20 protein-coding genes are annotated in these 19338 nt (G+C 40.8%); 9 read left to right on the top strand and 11 right to left on the bottom strand.

Going from position 1 to position 19338, the window contains the following annotated elements; translation table 11 throughout:
- Window positions 1–230: 230 nt before the first annotated feature.
- The 11 genes from LKE40_11780 to LKE40_11830 all read right to left on the bottom strand — a co-directional run bounded on the left by LKE40_11780 (window position 231) and on the right by LKE40_11830 (window position 10821).
- Entirely contained in the window at window positions 231–1136 is a 906-nt protein-coding gene (locus tag LKE40_11780; GenBank protein ID MCH3918109.1) for a dihydroorotate dehydrogenase, read from the bottom strand.
- Entirely contained in the window at window positions 1129–1836 is a 708-nt protein-coding gene (locus LKE40_11785; protein ID MCH3918110.1) for a dihydroorotate dehydrogenase electron transfer subunit, read from the bottom strand. The genes LKE40_11780 and LKE40_11785 overlap by 8 nt, the downstream gene beginning before the upstream one ends.
- Complete coding sequence (locus LKE40_11790; GenBank protein MCH3918111.1) at window positions 1829–3106, bottom strand: dihydroorotase; 1278 nt, start codon at window positions 3104–3106, stop codon at window positions 1829–1831. The genes LKE40_11785 and LKE40_11790 overlap by 8 nt, the downstream gene beginning before the upstream one ends.
- Window positions 3093–4301, bottom strand: coding sequence for a Zn-dependent hydrolase (locus LKE40_11795; protein ID MCH3918112.1), 1209 nt, complete (start codon window positions 4299–4301; stop codon window positions 3093–3095). Before LKE40_11795 ends, LKE40_11790 begins: the two co-directional genes overlap by 14 nt.
- 45 nt (window positions 4302–4346) lie before the next feature.
- Window positions 4347–5132, bottom strand: a complete 786-nt coding sequence (locus tag LKE40_11800) for an ABC transporter permease (GenBank protein ID MCH3918113.1) — start codon at window positions 5130–5132, stop codon at window positions 4347–4349.
- A gap of 21 nt (window positions 5133–5153) precedes the next feature.
- Entirely contained in the window at window positions 5154–6173 is a 1020-nt protein-coding gene (locus LKE40_11805) for an ABC transporter substrate-binding protein (protein MCH3918114.1), read from the bottom strand.
- Window positions 6170–6961, bottom strand: coding sequence for a nucleoside phosphorylase (locus LKE40_11810; protein ID MCH3918115.1), 792 nt, complete (start codon window positions 6959–6961; stop codon window positions 6170–6172). The genes LKE40_11805 and LKE40_11810 overlap by 4 nt, the downstream gene beginning before the upstream one ends.
- Window positions 6962–6991: 30 nt before the next feature.
- A complete protein-coding gene (locus tag LKE40_11815) occupies window positions 6992–7789 on the bottom strand; it encodes an ABC transporter permease (protein MCH3918116.1) in 798 nt (265 codons plus the stop codon).
- Window positions 7786–8535: an ABC transporter ATP-binding protein gene (locus LKE40_11820; GenBank protein MCH3918117.1), complete on the bottom strand. Its 750-nt coding sequence runs from the start codon at window positions 8533–8535 to the stop codon at window positions 7786–7788. The genes LKE40_11815 and LKE40_11820 overlap by 4 nt, the downstream gene beginning before the upstream one ends.
- Window positions 8525–9283, bottom strand: a complete 759-nt coding sequence (locus tag LKE40_11825) for an IclR family transcriptional regulator (GenBank protein MCH3918118.1) — start codon at window positions 9281–9283, stop codon at window positions 8525–8527. Before LKE40_11825 ends, LKE40_11820 begins: the two co-directional genes overlap by 11 nt.
- Window positions 9284–9813: 530 nt before the next feature.
- The gene (locus tag LKE40_11830; GenBank protein MCH3918119.1) at window positions 9814–10821 is read right to left on the bottom strand and encodes a LacI family transcriptional regulator; all 1008 of its coding nucleotides are present in this window, start codon (window positions 10819–10821) and stop codon (window positions 9814–9816) included.
- Between the two features lie 213 nt (window positions 10822–11034).
- Between LKE40_11830 and LKE40_11835 the strand changes: the two genes are divergently transcribed.
- The 9 genes from LKE40_11835 to LKE40_11875 all read left to right on the top strand — a co-directional run bounded on the left by LKE40_11835 (window position 11035) and on the right by LKE40_11875 (window position 19126).
- Window positions 11035–12366, top strand: a complete 1332-nt coding sequence (locus LKE40_11835; protein MCH3918120.1) for a sugar ABC transporter substrate-binding protein — start codon at window positions 11035–11037, stop codon at window positions 12364–12366.
- Between the two features lie 78 nt (window positions 12367–12444).
- Window positions 12445–13314, top strand: a complete 870-nt coding sequence (locus LKE40_11840) for a sugar ABC transporter permease (protein ID MCH3918121.1) — start codon at window positions 12445–12447, stop codon at window positions 13312–13314.
- 284 nt (window positions 13315–13598) lie between these two features.
- Window positions 13599–14156: a carbohydrate ABC transporter permease gene (locus tag LKE40_11845; protein MCH3918122.1), complete on the top strand. Its 558-nt coding sequence runs from the start codon at window positions 13599–13601 to the stop codon at window positions 14154–14156.
- Window positions 14157–14159: 3 nt separating this feature from the next.
- Window positions 14160–15122: a nucleoside hydrolase gene (locus tag LKE40_11850; GenBank protein ID MCH3918123.1), complete on the top strand. Its 963-nt coding sequence runs from the start codon at window positions 14160–14162 to the stop codon at window positions 15120–15122.
- The gene (locus LKE40_11855) at window positions 15119–16063 is read left to right on the top strand and encodes a nucleoside hydrolase (protein ID MCH3918124.1); all 945 of its coding nucleotides are present in this window, start codon (window positions 15119–15121) and stop codon (window positions 16061–16063) included. Before LKE40_11850 ends, LKE40_11855 begins: the two co-directional genes overlap by 4 nt.
- Entirely contained in the window at window positions 16060–16944 is an 885-nt protein-coding gene (locus LKE40_11860; protein MCH3918125.1) for a dihydrodipicolinate synthase family protein, read from the top strand. Before LKE40_11855 ends, LKE40_11860 begins: the two co-directional genes overlap by 4 nt.
- A 2-nt stretch (window positions 16945–16946) precedes the next feature.
- On the top strand, window positions 16947–17918 hold the full coding sequence (locus LKE40_11865) for a bile acid:sodium symporter (GenBank protein MCH3918126.1): 972 nt from the start codon (window positions 16947–16949) through the stop codon (window positions 17916–17918).
- Between the two features lie 444 nt (window positions 17919–18362).
- On the top strand, window positions 18363–18524 hold the full coding sequence (locus LKE40_11870) for a hypothetical protein (GenBank protein MCH3918127.1): 162 nt from the start codon (window positions 18363–18365) through the stop codon (window positions 18522–18524).
- Window positions 18525–18547: 23 nt separating this feature from the next.
- Complete coding sequence (locus LKE40_11875; GenBank protein ID MCH3918128.1) at window positions 18548–19126, top strand: hypothetical protein; 579 nt, start codon at window positions 18548–18550, stop codon at window positions 19124–19126.
- Window positions 19127–19338 lie beyond the last annotated feature (212 nt).

Here is a 19338-nt window from a genome sequence, read left to right on the forward strand (position 1 = left end):
AGACGGACAATACCAATATATTTGAATATCTGTTTTTTATTGCTAATGATTTTCCAATTTCTAAACTATATTTTTTCCAAGGATTGTATTCTGTTACGGCAGAAGCTTCTGTTTTGCTTTATGGTTTCCTTCTAGTCAATTCCTTGAGAATATTGTCCAAGCAGTTATTTATCTTTCTGCTATACATTAGTTAATGTATATTGGATTTATAATACCCTGTCTAAATTATTTCATATGATTCTACGAATTTCATCCAATGAAGAGTAGTGGTTGTCCGCCATGTACTGTTCCAGTCCTTTCAGGATTCCCATGGCTGCAGTCGGCTGCAGCAAGGATGCTGTGCCTATTTCGCAGCAGGTAGCTCCTACCATGATGTAAGCTATGACATCTTCCCAGCTCATGATGCCTCCTACGGCAACTACGGGAATATCCACTGCATGGCATACCTGATGTACCATCCTCAGCGCTATGGGCCTGATAGCCGGACCGGAGAGACCTGCGTAGACGTTGTTGAATACTGGTTTCTTTTTCTTGATGTCAATTGCCATTGCTTGGAAAGTATTTACCAATGAAAGCGCATCGGCACCTACTTCTTCGCAGGCTTTTGCAAGGTCAACGATATTTTCTGCATTGGGAGACAGTTTTACTATCATCTTCTTCCTGCAGATTTTTCTCATCCTTGCGACGAACTGCTTCGCGAATTCAGTCTGTATACCGAAATTCATGCCTCCGTTCTTGACATTCGGACAGGAGATATTCAGCTCGATGAAATCTATATCCAAATCATTGAGTTTTTCCAAGGCTTCTTCATACTCTTCTTCTGAGTGGCCTCCCAAGTTTACAATCCTGGTAAAATCGAAAGTAGTCAACTTGGGATAGATGGTATCGATAAAGGCGTCAACTCCAGGGTTTTCGAGTCCTATGCTGTTCATCAGTCCGCTTGGGGTTTCCCAGATCCTTATACCTTCATTACCACACTGGGGTTGCAAGGTAAGTCCCTTGAAGCACATGCCACCAAGCTTTTCGATATCGAAGAACCCTGACAGTTCCTTTCCGAAGCCACAGGTACCTGATGCCAGCAGAAGTGGATTCTTCATGACGGTCCCTGCAAGATTTGCCTGCAATGCATTATTCATAGAACACCTCATTTGCCTTGAAAACCGGGCCTTCCTTGCATACTCTTTGATTTCCGTGGATGGTCTTGATGGAACAGCCAAGACAAATGCCTATGCCACATCCCATTCTTGCTTCCAACGAAACGAAAAGTTTTTCTCCGACTCCCTTTTCCCTGCATATTTGGGAAAACAGTTTCATCATGATGGTAGGACCGCAGGCATAGATGTAATCATATGCCTGTACATCGATATCCTGGATGATATAGCCACCGACATTGACAGTGACCGCATCGAGGATTTCCTTATATTGATCTACCAGGATTGCTTCTTTGCTGAATCCCAAGTAACCGTCTACGATAGTATTTTTCTGTTCTTTCAGCTTTTTCCCTGCATAGTATAGCGGCGCAATTCCTGTCCCTCCGCCTACCAAGGCTATTTTTCCTTCTGCATGGGGAAATCCTGTACCGTTCGGTCCCTGAAGCAGGACATGTTGCCCTGCTTGCATAGTGCTTAGCTTTTGAGTTCCTTGGCCGACTGTTTGGTAGAGAAAGGATGTCGTTTCAGCATTGCTGTCAAAAATACCAAGAGGTCTGGATAACAAGGGGAAATTGTCTTCCGTCCGTACCATGACAAACTGGCCCATGTCGCAGGAAGAAGGATCCTTGACCTTCATGAGATAAAACTTGTCGTTTACCTTCCTGTTGTAGACTATTTCATTCATTTGTTCTGTCCTTATATACTATTTTTCCATCGATGATGGTATAGACGACTTTGCCTTGCAATGTTTTCTGCAGGAACGGTGAGTTGGATGATTTCGATTTTCCGCTTGTATAGACCCATTGGGCTTGTGGGTCAAACACTACGAGGTCGGCCGTTGCCCCCTTTTGGAGTGAGGGGAGTTCAAAACCATATAAAGAGGCTGGATTGGTGGTCAGCAGACGTAGGACATCGACCATTGTCATACCGTGTTTTTTGACAAGCATTTCGTAGACGGCTGACAATGCAGTTTCCAGACCTATGATGCCACTGGGAGAGCGTAGGAATCCTTGTCCCTTTTCTTCTATACTATGTGGAGCATGGTCAGTCGCGATGAGATTGAGTGTCGAATCCCTTACCCCTTCTATCAGAACCATCCGGTCCTTTTCTGTTCTGAACGGGGGATTGAGCTTGGCATTGGTACCGCTTCGTAGGATTTCGGTTTCATTGAAGGAAAGATGCTGTGGTGTTGCCTCTGCAAAGATCGTTGGAGAAAATTGTTTGGCAAACCTGATGATTTCAACGGATTCTTGAGAGCTTATATGTTGGAAATCAACTTTTGCTTTCGTATGGACTGCAAATACACAGTCTCTGGCAACCATACTGCTTTCTGCCAGATCCATGGCTCCTTTCATCTGAAGCAATTCGGCGACCTTCCCATCATTTATACCATGTACACCGATGAAGTTCTGGTCTTCCTCATGCAAGCTGATAGGACAGTCAAGTGCCTTGGCCTTTTCCATGGCTTCGGCTACCAGCTTGGTATCCATGATGGGGGAACCATCATCACTGAAACCGACGGCACCATATGATCTGAGGGCATCCATATCGGTCAGTCTTTTACCTTCCATGCCTTCCGTTACATTTGCCACGGTATACAGTTTCAATGGAGTTGCTTTGGCTTTTTGATAAAAGTAGGCAAGGGCCTTTTCATTGTCCATCCGAGGCTGCGTGTTTCCCATGCAGACGACTTTCGTGTAGCCGCCGGCAATGGCGGCTTCACTGCCGGTACATATGTCTTCCTTGTAGGTGAAGCCGGGGTCTCTGAAATGGGCATGTACGTCTATCAAACCGGGGAAGACCAGCATGCCTTCGGCATCGATATATTCGGTTGCCCTTCCTTTTTCAATATGTTGGCTGATTCCCGTGATTTTTCCATCAGCAATCTGCAGGTCAGCTTTTTTCTGCCAGCCATGCAGGGGATCGATAAGCAAGCCGTTTCTAATGATGAGCATACTTTTCCTCCAGATAGCGGACCAATATATCCGCTGCTTTTCCTGCATCCTCAAGCTTGGCATATTCCTTTTCGTTGTGGCTTATCCCATTCTTGCAAGGAATGAAGAGCATGCCGGTAGGTACGATATCAGCAAAGCACATTGCATCGTGTCCTGCTCCGCTCACCATATCGGCATAGGGAATGGACTGATCTGCAACGATGTGTGCCAGGTTTGTACTGATTCCTTGGGACAAGTGTACAGGTTTTGCTTTTCCTATTTCCTTTATCGAAGCTTTCATGCTTCGCTGTGCCATCGTTTCTTCAACCTTATGCCGTATTGCACGTTTGGCTTCCGTCAACGTATGCTGGTCCTGGGAGCGGATGTCGAGGGTAAGCTTGGTCTTGCCCGGGATGACATTGATGACATTGGGGAAATTGTCCAGTTCCCCTGCCGTTATGACGATATCATCATGGGCTTTTGCATAGCTTTCTGCAAAGGAGACGAGCTCGGAGGCAAAGCAAAGGGAGTCTTTCCTGATTCCCATCGGGGTAGTACCTGAATGTTCGCTTTGCCCTTGGATGGTTATTTCCAGCCGTTCGTTGCCGACGATGGCATGGACGATCCCGATGATCTTGTTGCTGTCTTCAAGAATCTTGCCCTGTTCGATATGTACTTCCAGGTATTCCTTGATCCCTTCGAGGGAATCTGCATAGAGCAGGCCTTTTTCTTCGAATATCCTGCTGAGCTTTTTTCCTTCCTTGTCTGTGAGGTTCGCAACCGTTGCCTTTGTATATTCCTTGGACAGCAGTCCGCTTCCTATCGTACATTTATTGAAATTGGTAGATTCTTCACAGCGGAATGCACCGGCTCGTACCGGTATGCGGATGCCTTTCGCTGAAAGGTCAAGCAATACGGCAAGTCCGACGATGACCCCGATGACACCATCATATCTGCCACCTGAAACAACGGAATCCAGATGTGAGCAGATCCATGTAGCCGGTGTTCTTTTGCAATTGGATACATACGAGTTTCCGATGTTGTCGGTGAAAGTATCAAAACCATATTCTTTGCCGATCTGAAGAAATGTCCGGTGCATTTCATCTTCTGTGCTGCTGTAACCCAACCGGGTCACACCGCCGTTTTCGAGGCAGCCTATGTGTTCGAATCTATTGAAAATACTTCTTATTTCTTTTACGATATCTGATTTGTCCATAGCCATGTCTTCCTTGGGAGAATCGAATGATTCCGGTAGTTGCTGTCAACCTACGACTTCTTCTTCCGTTTCCTTCCATGTCAGGATATGTCTTTCCAGGATATCAAATACCTTATAGAGGAACAGGCCGAGGACACTCAGAAGGAAGACCGCAGACAGTATCAGGTTGATGTTATAGTTTTCTCCGCCGAGTACGACCAGATAGCCTAACCCGGCCTTTGCTCCTATCATTTCACCGATGACGGCTCCGATCATGGCTTGGGTAACTGCTACCTTCATTCCGGAGAGAAGCATCTCTCCGGAAAAAGGCAATTCAATCTTGATGAACCGCTGCCAGGCATTGGCCTTCAGTATGGTCATCAGATTGTAGATGTTCTTTTCAATTGACCTGACAGCCAATACTTCATTTGTCATGACGGGAAAGGACACGACCAAGATGACCAGAGCCACCTTGGACTGGATGCCCAGTCCCATCCAGAGGATGAACAGGGGAGCAAGAGATATCTTCGGTGCAGTCTGGACTATGATGACGAAAGGCATCACAAGCTTTTCCAGGAATTCAACCTTTGCCAGGACATAGCCGAGGACCAGCCCCAGCAGGATGCCCCAGAAAGTTCCCAGGAATATTTCTTCCAAGGTTACCCAGATGTGATAGAGCATATCACCTGTCCTGAAGAATTCGATCATCGACAGCAGGAATGCATAAGGGCTTGGCAGCAGATAGGCCGGTATCTTGCATAGTACGATATAAAGTTCCCAGACCAGCAAGAATACCGGGATTACTGATACTGGCAATATGACGTTCCTGTATTTCTGATAGAATAGTCTCATCTCCTGCTCCTGTTTTCCTAACTATTTGATTATCTTCGAATACAGCAGATCATTTGCATCGAAGACATTGTCGATGATGCCGTACTCATGCTGGATGTTGATCAGCTTGTTCCAGCGTGCAGGATCTGCAGTCCCGATACCATTGGCTTTGGTGAAGTCGCTCTGCCACAGATAAGTCTTGAACACTTCGTTGATGATCTGGATGGTAACATCCCTCTTCGAGGCATTGAATGTCTTTACGTAGTTTGCAATGGACAAGTCAACAGCTTCTTCTGCATGTCCGTCACAGATGTACTGGATTGCCTTTGTCAAAGCACTGCTGAATGCGTCGACTACTTCAGGATGTTCCTTGATATAGGCGTCTCCTGAGATCAGCACGTTGCCGAATGAAGGCAAGACCGTATCAGACCTGATTTCCTTTACGTCGGCACCGGCATTGTTCAGCTCAATGGTCCTGAGCATGGAGAATACGATGGCGTCTACCTTGCCGGTCGTCAGGGAGTTCAGGATGGCACCGGTACCGATTATTTCCAGATCGATGTCATCAAGTGTAAGTCCGACGCTCTTCAGCAGGACCTGCAACTGGATGTAGTTTGGGCTTCCCAGGCTTGTTACGGCAATTCTCTTTCCTTTCAGGTCTTTTGCACTCGTAATTCCTGAATCGGCCTTGAAGATGGTTGATCCCAAGCCATGCTGATACGTATTGTGCACGACTTTCACGGGTACGCCGTTGGATTTGGCAGTGACTACTGCATCTGCATTGGGGAAGCCGAATTCAACGTTTCCTGCTGCAACGTTCTTGACTATATCAGAAGCTGCCGCATAGTAGAAATCGACATCAAGTCCTGCTTCCTTGAAGTAGCCTTTCTGCTGGGCTACATACAGGGGTGCATAGTACGGGGTCGCTCCACCGTCCAGTTGGATCGAGACTTTCGTCAGTCCGTCGGCAGATTTTGCCTCGGTTGCTTCCGTTGTCCCCTGAGCCCAAAGACAGGCTGCCGACGACAACAGTGCGATTGTCAGGATTGCTAATTTTCTCACAACTTTTCTCCTTGTAAATACGAGTTTATTTTTACAACGGCTTCCAGCGTTGTCTTGCACATCTTCAACTGGGCGTCCTCGAAATCAACCAGCCATTTATCCTCGATACGGTTGCAATGGACTACACAGATGCTTCCGGCATAAATATTGTTCAATGATGCCAGGGTCAATACGGTTTCTGATTCCATTTCAAGGTTTTTGATATTCAGGTCTTCATAATATTTGATCAGGTCGGTATCGCTGGTTTCCTTACCGACGATCTTACGGCCCTGTCCTTTGTAGAACGAACCTACTGATGCACAGATGCCCATATGATATCTGACGTTGTTTTCTTCACAGGTTTCCTTCAGGGCCTTGACAACTTCAAACGAAGCTATGGCTGGGTATTCCGGCCTCACATAGAAACTTGAAGCTCCTCCCAGACGCATGGCTCCTGTGTTGATGATGAGATCTCCGCATTCTATTCCTTTTTGGACTGCTCCGGTACCGCCGGTGCGGATCAGAACTTCTGCGCCCAAGTACATGAGTTCCTGTACGACGATTTCCGTAGATGCAGAACCTATGCCTGTCGAACAGACGCTTAACCGGACATTCTTGTATGTTCCGGTTCCGACGGTAAATTCCCTGTTGCTTGAAATGATTTCAAAGTTATCACATAAACTGGCGAACTTCATGACCCGTTTCGGGTCGCCGGGGAGCAGTACAATCTTTGCGATGTCCCCTTTCTTGCATTTCAAATGAGGCATCAAGCCATTGAAAAATGGTTTGTCTGCCGAAATATACTCCATATATTCCCCCAAAAAAGATGTGTTGTACGATTATTGTTGCTTCGATGTGTTTTCCGAATCATGCCAGCGGAGCAGATATTTGCCTGCCAAGTCGATGATTTCGTAAGAGATGATGCCGACCAGTACGGTTACGATGATACCTGCCATCAGCAGGGCGGTATTGTAGGTGGCGGAGCTGTATGTCAGAATGTAGCCTAGGCCTACTTTGCCTGACATCCATTCAGAGACAATGGCTCCGATGACAGCCTGGACGATACCTATCTTCAGGCCTGAAAAGATCATCGGCAGTGAATACATTATCTCAATCCGTGAAAATATCTGCCATTTGCTGGCTTTCAGTATCTTCATCAGATAGCGTACATCCTGTGGTATTGAACCGATTCCCATGATGACGCCGATCATGACAGGAAAGATTACCATTGAAACGATCAGGACCAGCTTCGATGTGATGCCAATACCGAACCAGACGACGAACAGAGGCACCAAGGCAATTTTGGGAGCTGTCTGCATGAAAATGATATGTGGCATCAATGCTGTCTTCAGTCCATCTACCTTGGCAAATACATAACCGAGGACGACTCCGAAAAAGACACCCAACAGAAAACCTACCGTTACTTCCCATGTGGTTGCCCACAGATGTGGCCAAATCATACCCGAGCTAAACAATTTGCCGAACTGGACAAAGACAATCTTCGGGGCCGGCAGGACAAAGGCAGGGACATCATGTGTCGAAACGTAAATCTGCCAGATCAATACGAAGATACTTATTGACAGGATATATTCACCTATCAACTTTGCAGCTGTCGTTACATTTCCCTTTATCCTCATCCGATGATTCTCCTCAGGTATCTGCTGTAGTCCTGGAATTCCGTCGTTTCCCTCATGGCCATAGTACGGGGCCTAGGTAAGTCGATGGTTACTGTTTCATTTATCATGCCGGGATGAGCAGACATGACAACTACTCTGTCGGAGAGGAAGACTGCCTCAGGAATACTATGGGTAACAAATACGACCGTTTTCTTTGTATTTTCCCAAATCTTGAGCAACTCGATGTTCAGATGATCTCTTGTCAGGGCATCAAGTGCACCGAAGGGTTCATCCATGAGCAATATCGGGGCATCGTATGAGAGTGCACGAACGATGGAAACTCTCTGCTTCATACCACCGGACAGTTCTCGGGGAAGGGCATCCTTGAACTCTGTGAGACCAGCAAGTTCCAGTAGGGCATCAAGTTTTTCCTGAGACTGGATACTCTTGTCTTTCTTGATATCGAGGGGAAAACCGGCATTCTGCCGTACTGTTTTCCATGGTAGCAATACAGGGTCCTGGAAGACGAATCCCATTTCCTGTTCAGGGCCATCCTTGTAATCAATCTGCCCATTGGTCGGGTTATCAAGACCTCCGATGATTCGAAGGAACGTAGATTTTCCACATCCTGAAGGGCCTATGATGGAAACGAATTCACCGTTTTCTATTTCCAGGTTGATGTCTCTCAAAGCTACAGTGTCTTCTTTCATCAGGACATGGTAGATTTTCGTCAGGTCAGTTGTCTTTAGGCAATAATCATTTGGCATGTTGGTCCTCCCTGAATCCCAACGAATATGATATGTCATTGGCACATTGTCTCAGTTTTTCTATCATCTGTATGTCGATGTCTCCGGTTTCCTTCAGATTGTTGAACGATACGCTGGCAATCGGCTTATCCATGGAATCGAATATGGGGCAGGCTACACCGATGACACCTACCTGCAGTTCTTCATTGGATTTTGCATAGCCGAGCTGACGTATCTTCTGCAGTTCTGCTAGGTAAGTATTAATGTCTGTGATTGTGTTTGGAGCTATTTTCTTGAATGAATTTTCTTTGTTTTCGTTGATGACTTCTTCTGTCGGCAGGTAAGCGTCTATTACCTTACCTGCTGAAGTGGCATATTTCGGAATTGCAAAACCCGTACGTACGTAGAAATATTGTGTATCGATGTTCTGGATGTAATCAATACAGACTGTGCTGCCGTTTTCGACGATACACAGTTCGACTGTCTTGTTGAGTTCCTTTGACAAGGCATTCATGTATTCGTGGGCTATCTTGGTCAGTGCATTTTTCTGGGAAATGTTCTGGGCCAGTGTGAGGACCTTGAAACCGATTCTGTATTTCTTTGATTCATTGTCCTGAAAAGCGAATCCATCTTCCTTAAGGCAGGAAAGGATCCTATGTACGGCACTTGTGGAAATACCTAATTCATCTGACACGCTTTTTACCGATACACCGTCGGGCTCTTTGCTCAGCAATGTCAGTATTGCCAGTGTTCTATTTATCAACTGCATGTTGTCATCCCTTATTACGGGATACGATTCCGTATCACGAATTTAGACACATAATACCATGCACAGGCATTTTGTCAATGAATTTAGAATTTTATCAAAATAATTGCCTGTTGTTAGCAAAACTGATCAAGGGTATGGTTATACATGGGTAGGAATGCTAGAAGTAACTGTAATTGGAAGCAAGAAGTTCTAGGAAAGAACATGATAAATATTTAACTAATATTATTTTTGATGTGTAAAAATTCATATCATAGCTGCAGATTTCAAAATGCTTACGATATTTTTTACTGACAACTTGCCTGTTCGTGTTTTTACTTTTTCCGGAAATTCTTAGAGGGCTTTGATTTTCAGAACATGGTTTATAAAATCCAGCTTTATCCTTTTTCGATAAAGTCCCTATTGCTGACTTAAGGATTGTAGTACGGCCAGACAAAAAGGAAGATATGGACTAATCCAATAAAAATAAACTTTACATAAGAACAATATGTAACTTTCTAAGTAAGTATACTTATAGAATTATTTTATGTTTCTTATCTGAGAACTGCTGCCATACAGGTTTCTCGGATGACAATATTGGAACTGAGGACGATTTGCTCAGTTGAAGGATAGGCATCTTGAATTAATGACAACAATTGTAGCATAGCAATTTTTCCCATTTCCTCGAACGGTTGCCTAACTGTTGTCAATCCAATTAGCGATGAAGTAGGAATATCATCAAATCCAATTATTGAAATATCTGCAGGGATGCTATAATTGTTTTTTCTTAATGTCTCATAGGCACCAAAGGCCATGACATCATTTGATGCACAAATGGCAGAATAATCGAATTTTTTCTGGTCGATTAGATTTTGAGTTTCCTGACTGGCTGTTATCTTATCATAATTTCCATTTATTTTTGTTATGTTGCTTAAATCAATTTTACTATCTTCCAGTGCTTTTAGAAAACCGCTGTAACGTTCTTCTGCCGTTGAAATATCTGCAGGTCCAGCAAGATAAAGAATTTTTTTATGTCCAAGACTAAGCAGATATTTTGTTGCTTGGTACATTGCAAGGAGATTATTTGTAGTAATTGATTGAACTGGGGCGTTTATGCTTGGTATCCGATCAAGAAAGACAATAGGAGGCAATCGTCTCTGTACCATTTCAACAAGCAAATCGGATGGCTTGCCTGAACCGACAAACACAATACCTAAAATATTGATTTTGATTAGATTTTTTAGGATTTGTTCCTCAATTTTTGAATTACCTTCAGTATTGCAAACCAGTAAATCATATCCCTTGCTTCTGCAAATACCTTCGATACCTTTCAGCATGAGAGGAAAAAATTGATTTGTAATATCCGGGATAATAAAAGCAATGAAACCCATTTGGGGGTAATTGCTGCGTTTTGTATGCATCTCGATAACAGATAATACTTTTTTCTTTGTAGAATCTTTTACGTTTGGCGAATCTGCAAGCACTCTACTTACAGTAGAAATTGAGACATTTGATAATTCTGAAATTTCTTTTAAAGTAAAGTCATCTTTCTTATCTATCATATATTTAGTTTACGTTCAATGCAAAACTTTGTCAATTGCAATAAAATTTTTTCAATTTTTACCATTTTATGCAAAAAGATAAATTCATGAAAAATTGACATGATAATTAATTTTTATATATTTTATTATTATATATATAAATATAAAATTTATAATATTAATACTTGACAAATAGTGAAAATAATATGATAACTTTATGCAAAGGAGTTGAAAATGAGAAAACTATTATTAATGCTTATGGCAGTATTTTTGGTTTCAGCTTTTGCATTTGGAAATGGAAAGCAAGAAAGCCAAAACACTGAAACTGAATCTACTGAATCGCAAAAAGAAACGACTGAAATTACATTTCTTTGCAGTTCGGTAAAACCGTATGATACGGCCATGCCCAAAATGATTCAAAAATTTGAATCTGAAAATCCAAATATAAAGGTAAAGCTTGAACAGTTGCCAACCAAAAATATTTGGCAGATGGTGGAAGTAAAATTAGGAGCTAAGGAATCTGTTCCTGATGTAGTATTTACTGATGCTCCTCTTGTTACTGCTTATGCGGTGAAGGGATACTTGGAACCGCTCGACAGTTATTTTTCTTCAGATGAATTGTCTCAATATCTGGATGTTCCACTCAAGGCTTGCACATACAATGGCAAACTTTATGCTGCTCCGTTCCAAAATTCTTCCCAATTGTTATATTATAATACTGACATGTTTGATGCTGCAGGTTTGAAAAGACTGTCGAAAGATCCTGCTGACAGATTGACGTGGAGTGAAGTCGTCGATTTGGCTAAGAAATTGACAATTGATTCTGATAATGATGGGACACCGGAAGTATTCGGATTGGGAATTTCTCAGATCAGCCGTCCTTACCAGATGCTTACCATGCCAGAATCCCTTGGAGGAAAAGCTATCAGTGATGATGGACTGTCAGTTAAGGGCTTGTTGACAGATTCGGCATGGAAGCAGTCTTGCCAATTTATTTCTGATTTGTTTAATGTCGATAAAGTTGCACCAAAAGGTGTTTCTGCTTCCGATATGCTTGCATATTTTCCTAGCGGCAAGTTGGCAATGCTGATTGGGCCGGATTATAATATCCGTGCATATAGTCAGCTAAAAGATTTGCATTGGGATTATGCTCCTTATCCATATTTTAAAAATGGTAAGCCAGTTACTCCGACTGGTAGTTGGTCTTTAGGTATAAACAAATATTCAAAGAACAAACAGGCTGCAATGAAATTGATTAAATTCTTAACATTGACTCCTGCCTGTGTGGATTGGTTCTATATGGATGGTCATTTACCGACAAATAAAAATACATTTACTGCCATTGATAATGATTCGAAATTTAAAGAATGGCCTTTTAATGTCTTTGATTTACTGACTTACGAATCTAACAATACAGCTGTTCCCAGGCCTATGACACCCGGTTATCTTGAGTACGAATCCATTCTTACAAATGCATTCGACGATATAAGGAATGGTGCGGACATCGATACGACTTTGTCAAATACTGAAGACCAAATTGACAGATCACTTGCAAAATACCGATAAAAATTTTTTCTTTCCAGAGACACCAGCTTTTGGTTGGTGCCTTTGGTATTTATCAGAAACATATTCAAGGAAAAGACAATGAACACTAGTAGAGAAAAATTTGTTCCATACTTTTTTCTTATTCCTGCTTTTATTGGACTCGTATTATTTCGTATTGCACCGGTTATCTCTTCTCTGATTGAAAGCTTTCTTAAAGTTTCATTTGCAAATGGTGCGCAGAAAAGCTTTTGTCTTTTTGACAATTACAAAACAGCTTTGTCAGATCAAGTTTTTATCCAAGCTTTACTTAATACATTAAAATTTATAATTGCCATTGTACCTTTTGAAATTATTTGGGCTTTTGCCTTGGCATTATTAGTCAACCATCCTATAAAAAGGATTGGCATTTTCAGAACAATATTCTTTATTCCTTTTACAATTTCGCTGGCAATTACTTCAACAATTTGGGGAATAATGTATAATCCGAATGGTGGTTTTGTAAATTCAATATTTGAACTTTTCAGAATACCTTCTCAACAATTCTTGACAAGTGCATCACAGGCATTGCCAAGTATAATCTTTTTCATTGCTTGGCGAGCTGTAGGTTATTGGATGATTTTCTTGATTTCTGGCTTGCAAAACATATCACCCTCTTTATATGAATCAGCACAAATTGATGGGGCGAGGGGATACCAAAGCTTTTTCTATATTACGCTTCCGATGATGAAGAGAACTTTCCTTTTTGTTTTGGTGGCAAATACTACCGAGAACATATTGATGTTTACCCCAATGTACATTTTGACAGGAGGTGGTCCTCAAAATTCTACAAATGTTGCAATGTACGAAGCGTATCGGGAAGTATTTATTTACGCTGATAGAGGAGTTGGAAATGCAATGGTCATGCTTATGATTGTTTTGATACTTCTGATAATAATTGCTGAATTCAAATTGATGAGAAAGGAAGATTAATTATGAGAAATACAGGAATTAGAATTTTGCATTATACAGTTTTGGTCCTTTTTGCCATACTTTTCCTTTTGCCGATATACTGGGTAGTTATTTCATCATTCAAAAGTGATGATTCAATATTCAATGCTTTGATGCCGTTCAGTCTCAAAGCCTTGAAATTGGATAAGAAAGTATATATTGGTGCATTTTCATATATGCTTTTCAAGCGTAATTTTGCCAGAGCAATTTTTAATAGCTGCTTTGTAACAATCTGCACGACAGCAATGGGAATCATTGTCAACTCTATGTGTGCCTTTTCTTTTTCCGTTTTTGATTTCAAAGGAAAAAATACTTTGTTTACACTTGTATTGCTTACATTTATGATTCCTTTCAGTTCAATTGCCTTGCCACTGTACCAAATTGTCAGTTCACTGCATATGGTTGATACATATTGGGGATTGATTTTACCAGCTGTTGCTAATGGACTGTGTGTTTTTTTGTTCAGGCAATTCTTTCTTGATATTCCTAAGTCATATTTGGAAGCTGCAAGGCTTGATGGAGCAAATTGGTGGACAATTTATTCAAAGATATTCATGAGAATGTCAATTCCAATTGTTGTAAGTGCAGGAATCATACTTTTTATGTATCAGTGGGAAGCTTTCCTTTGGCCTTTGATTGCCGGGCGTTCACCTTCAATGAAAGTTATCCAAGTCGCAATTGCAGATTTGTCACAGGACAATGAAGTTTATTGGAACCAAATTTTTGCCTCTTGCACACTATCCTTGATTTTGCCGATTGCAATAGTCTTACCATTGCAAAAGTATTATATTGCCGGACTTACAAGCTCTGGATTAAAAGGTTAAGTTATGAATAAAATTCCGGTTGTCATTGATGTTGATCTAGGTTTTGGATCAAGGAATGCAGATATTGATGATGCATTGGTATTGTTGCTTGCATTGAATAATCCTTTTTTTGATGTCAAGGCGATAACAACAGTGGGAGGGAATGTTTCTCCGGAGGAAGTTGCCTTAAACTTGGATGTGTTGCTGAAACGTATTGGTTTTGCCTCAATTCCTCATTCAAATTGCTGTGGACGACCTTTGGATCCTCTGCTTTGGGTAAAAGAAAGATGGCATGGTAGCCTGTCACAGGATTGTCTGAAAGATAAAGAAAAGACTTATAGTGTTGATTTGCTGAGACATACAATTCATAATTCAAATGAAAAGATAACGATTCTTGCAAGTGGCCCTTTGACTAATTTGGCTTTAGCTTTGGCGACAGAACCTTCTTTGTCTACGAAGATAAAGCAGATTTGTTTGATGGGTGGTACAAAGACAGCACCAGGTCTTGATTCCTTTCCTGTTGAATTCAATATCAAGGCAGACCCATATGCAGCGGCTTTTGTTTTTTCTTTGTTGATTCCGACTTATGTTTTCAGTTTGGATGTAACAAAGGAAAGAAAAATCATTCCTGAGGATTTGGATGTTCTGAACGAAGCAGTACCGGATGGTCTTGTTTGCAATTTGCGTGAAGCTTTTATCCGATATATGAGTTACCGGTCCCATAAATATGGCTTTGACAAGCCTTTTTCATTTATACATGATGCTTATCCTGTTGTTTACCTTTTACATCCTGAATTTTTTTCAATGACACCTTGTCACATAGCCGTAGATACCGATTGTGGATTGACAAATGCAATGACTGTCTTTGATACGAAAGTGACTGAACAGGATTCCTGTTTTCAGTACTTTGCATCTCATGCAGATGCAGTATCAATTCTTGATTTCGTGTTTTCGGAAATAGTACGAAAATGGGGAAATATCTTATGAAAGAATTGCTTTATGATACTGATTTGATTGGCGATGATTTATTGACACTTATGGTCATTGCAGGAACTAAAGATGTTTCCCTGGCAGGAGTCACTGCATATGGCCGAAGGATTGGTGCTCTTGGGCGTTGCAGGATTGCCCAGCAATTACTGGATTACCTAGGCACGACAGGTGTGGATATAGTACCAGGTGCTGATAGACCTATGTTGCAGGATCCATTACAGGGGTGTATATTTTGCGATAATGTTATTTCCAGTTACGTTTCTAGCAAATGGGATGCCCAGAGAATCTATCAGAATCAGATTCTAGACAAAAAAGCGGCAGAATATTTAGTTGAAAAGGCAAACAAGTCTCCGGGTAAGTATACACTCCTTTGTACAGGTCCTTTGACTAATCTTGCATTGGCTTTGGAACTTGATTCGACAATTGCTACAAAATTCCAGGAAGTTTATGTTATGGGTGGTACGTATGCTGTCAGAGGAAACAGTTCTCCTGTTGCAGAAGCAAATTTCTATAATGATCCTGAAGCTGCCAAATTGGTCTTTTCACACTTCTCAGGAATCAAAATTGTCGGATTGGATGTTACTCTTCGTTTTGCTATTAATCGGAATACTCTTTCTTTTTCCAATGAGTCTTATTTGAAAAATTTCTTTTGTGATCTTGTCTATTCTTGTTGCTGTGCTCATAAAGAAAAGGGGACAGGTCTGCTCATGCCATTGCATGATACGTTGGCTTTTCTTGAATTGGCTGATCCTGGAATCCTCACATTCAAAAAAATGAAGGCGACGATAGGAACAGGGGCTGGCCGTACCCGTGGTATGATGGTTTGCTGTCCTGATGATGGAAATGTCAGGCTAAACTCCCAGTATATTGCTGTTGATGTCGATCTTGACAGAGCCCGGCGATATTTTGCTGCTTGCATGGAAAGGATTATAAAATGAAAAAACTGGAAGGTATCATTCCTTATCTGATCAGTCCTGTAAATGATGACGGAACCGTGAAGCTCAATGTTCTTTCCCGCTTATGCAATGACCTCATTGCAAGTGGTGTCCATGGCTTATGTGTTTTTGGAAGTGTCGGAGAATTTGCCTATTTGACTCCTGGGCAAAAGGACTCGTTGTTGAGAGAAGTCATAACAACAGCAGCCGGGAGAGTCCCTGTAGTAGCAGGAGTCTCTGGTTTTTCTATTGCTCAGGCTGTTTCTGAAGCTATTAAATTCAAGAATATGGGTGTGGATGCAATTGTTGTTATGTTGCAGGCTTATTTTCCTCTTTCAGAAATGCAGATTGCCAACTATTTCAAAAGTGTAGCATCTGCTGTCCCTGATCTTCCTATTATCTTATATTCAAATCCCAAATATATGCATTTTGAAATGTCATATGCTATTTTTGATCAGCTCATTGGTGTTCCGAATATACAATATTTCAAGGATGCGTCAGGCAATACCGGGAAGTTGTTGAGTATTGTCAATAAATATGGCAACAGGTTTAAGATATTCAGTGCATCTGCTCATATTCCTACGTTTGTTTCTTTGCTTGGAGGGATTGGATGGATGGCAGGGCCTGCATGTTTGATTCCTGTTCAATGTGTCCGGCTTTATGAATTGTGTAAAACACATTCTTATGCTGATGCTTTGGTTTTACAGAAGCAACTATGGAAATTGAATGAATTGTTTTCGACTTTTCATTTGGTTCCTTGCATTAAAGCCGGGCTCGAAATACTTGGTTATGATGTCGGTAAGCCTGTATTACCTCTAATGCCTCTTTCAGACAAAGGAAAGAGGCAATTGGAGGATATTCTTCTTGAAATCAGGAACTCTTAAAAATGTTTATCATTGCTTTGACCTTGACAGCACTTTGTGCTTTCCTTTTTCCTTCAGTCGGGACTTTTCTATATCAATTGGGATTTGTAGTAAATCTATGCATAATGGCAATGTATTTTTTCCTTGGCATTGTCGTTGATATAAAAGAAGTCAAAGAATCACTTTCTGAGAAAAAGCTTTTTTTCATTACACAAGTTTGTATTTTCATTATTGCACCGATAATTGCTCTTGTTACTTTTCTTGTCCTTGGTAATTATTGTAGTAAAGATTCGTTGCTTGGACTGATATTCATCGGATGTGTGCCGACTACTATGACATCCTGTATCATGCTGACGAAACGTTACCAAGGAAATACTGCTGCAGCATTGTGTAATGCCATCAGCTCGCAATTGGTTGGTATATTCATTACACCCTTAATCATTTCTTTTATACTGAAAACCCAATATCAACTTGTACAACCTTGGCAAGTGGTTATTAAGAATCTTTTAATGAGGGTAATAATTCCTTTTTCTTTGGGACAACTTTGCAATTTCCTGGCAAAAGGAAAATTAAACAAACGTGTTCCGAATATCATTTCTTTCTATGGTATTTTTGTAATCATTTACATAAATTTTTCCCAGGTGGTTTCTGGTAATGATTTCAATGCACTTATTGGCAATTTTAAACTTCCGATTGTGGGGACCTGCATCATTTGTTTGTTACAACTTTGTATCACGCTTATAATGGGTAAGGCAACACATATTTCATTTGGAAATAGAATTGCTTTGATTTTTACGGGGACTCAGAAAACAATAGGACTTGGAATACCTCTGTCTGCGATTTTTTTTACTAACGAACCGTCATTGGGAATGGGCGTAAACATGCTATTGATAATATATTATTTCCTTGCAATGGTTTTTACCTCACTGATTGTAAAAATTCTTATAGCAAGAAGAAAAAAAACAGATATTGGTCCTGTTGTATCCAAAGTATGACAACGGTCAGGTTCTATATTGAACATCAAGTATTTTATTGGTCTAAAATTTCAGACAACCTATTATAAATAATCTTGAAAAGCGTCCTGAGGGTAGAACTTTTTTATCAGAAGGGGGGAAATATAGGTCCTTCCTGGTTTCATCATTATTTGATGTATTTTTTGTAGTTAGATGAAAGTGAACATAGGGATTCGGTTAATAGCTATAGTTTTGAAAAAACTTTAGCTATTGATTCTTGATATCTGCTATAAGTTGGTTTTGTTGACATTTGAATATAATTACTTTATTTTGAAATAGAGAAATTTATATAAAGTCAACTGGTTTTGGCAGTATATTTGTTATTTATATAGAAGAATCTGTTGATGTTGACGATTCATCTATATGTTATTTTTCAGAAAAGAGATAGATTCTACTTGTGGTCTTATAAAGGGGAGTTTCGAAAAAATGAAAGCATTGAATACCAATCAAAGCAAAGAAACACGTGATTTTATCAAACTATGTGCAGAAATCGAAAAAGACTCGGTGCGAGCGGCAAAAGTTCTTGAAAGGACCGGGATTTATACAAAAAACGGTCAACTCTCTTCTCATTATAATCGAACAAAATAACAATGTACCGACATCGGGATGGATTGATCTTTGGATTCCATGGATGTGATGAAGATGTACGAAACCAATTGGTAAATCGTCAGATAGAATTGTCTCCTAGTAATAATTCTTATGATTGGTTAGGGCCTGGTATGTATTTTTGGGAGAATAATGTCCATCGTGCATATGAGTGGGCCGACTACACCATGAAACATCCACAAAATAAAAACCAATCTATAAAAAAACCATCTGTAGTGGGCGCAGTACTTTGTCTTGGTAGCTGTTTGGATTTTCTTGATGCAGAAAATTTGGAATTATTGAAACCAGCTTATGATTTTCTTTGCCATCAGACGGAAGAAACAGGGAAACCGATTCCTAAGAATAGAGGTAATGGCCTGATTAGAAATTTAGATTGCGCTGTTATTGAAATGTTGATTTCTTTGAAAAAAGAGAAAGAAGTTGTCTATGACAGCGTAAGAGGGGTTTTTTTTGAAGGAGAACCTATATATGAAAACGCCGGATTCAGGTCAAGGAATCATATTCAACTCTGCATACGTAATCCTAATTGCATCAAAGGGTATTTTATCCCAAGAGACTTGGATGAAAAATATTCGTGTGTTTGAATAAATATCCTATCAAGAGATGCGCACAACAACCTTTTGCAGAAGTTGAAAGAGAGGGATATTTTGATTTTGCTAACTTTCTATTGGAGATAAGTTGTTGCTTCCTTTGCTGGTTTTATTGGGTCTGCCTGATACTTGATGTACAAATCTCAAGGAAACTCTGTTGCAGTGACAGATATATATCATTGCAACAGAGACTGAAAACAATTGTG

Source organism: Spirochaetia bacterium (assembly GCA_022482625.1).
Lineage (GTDB): Bacteria > Spirochaetota > Spirochaetia > Sphaerochaetales > Sphaerochaetaceae > Pleomorphochaeta.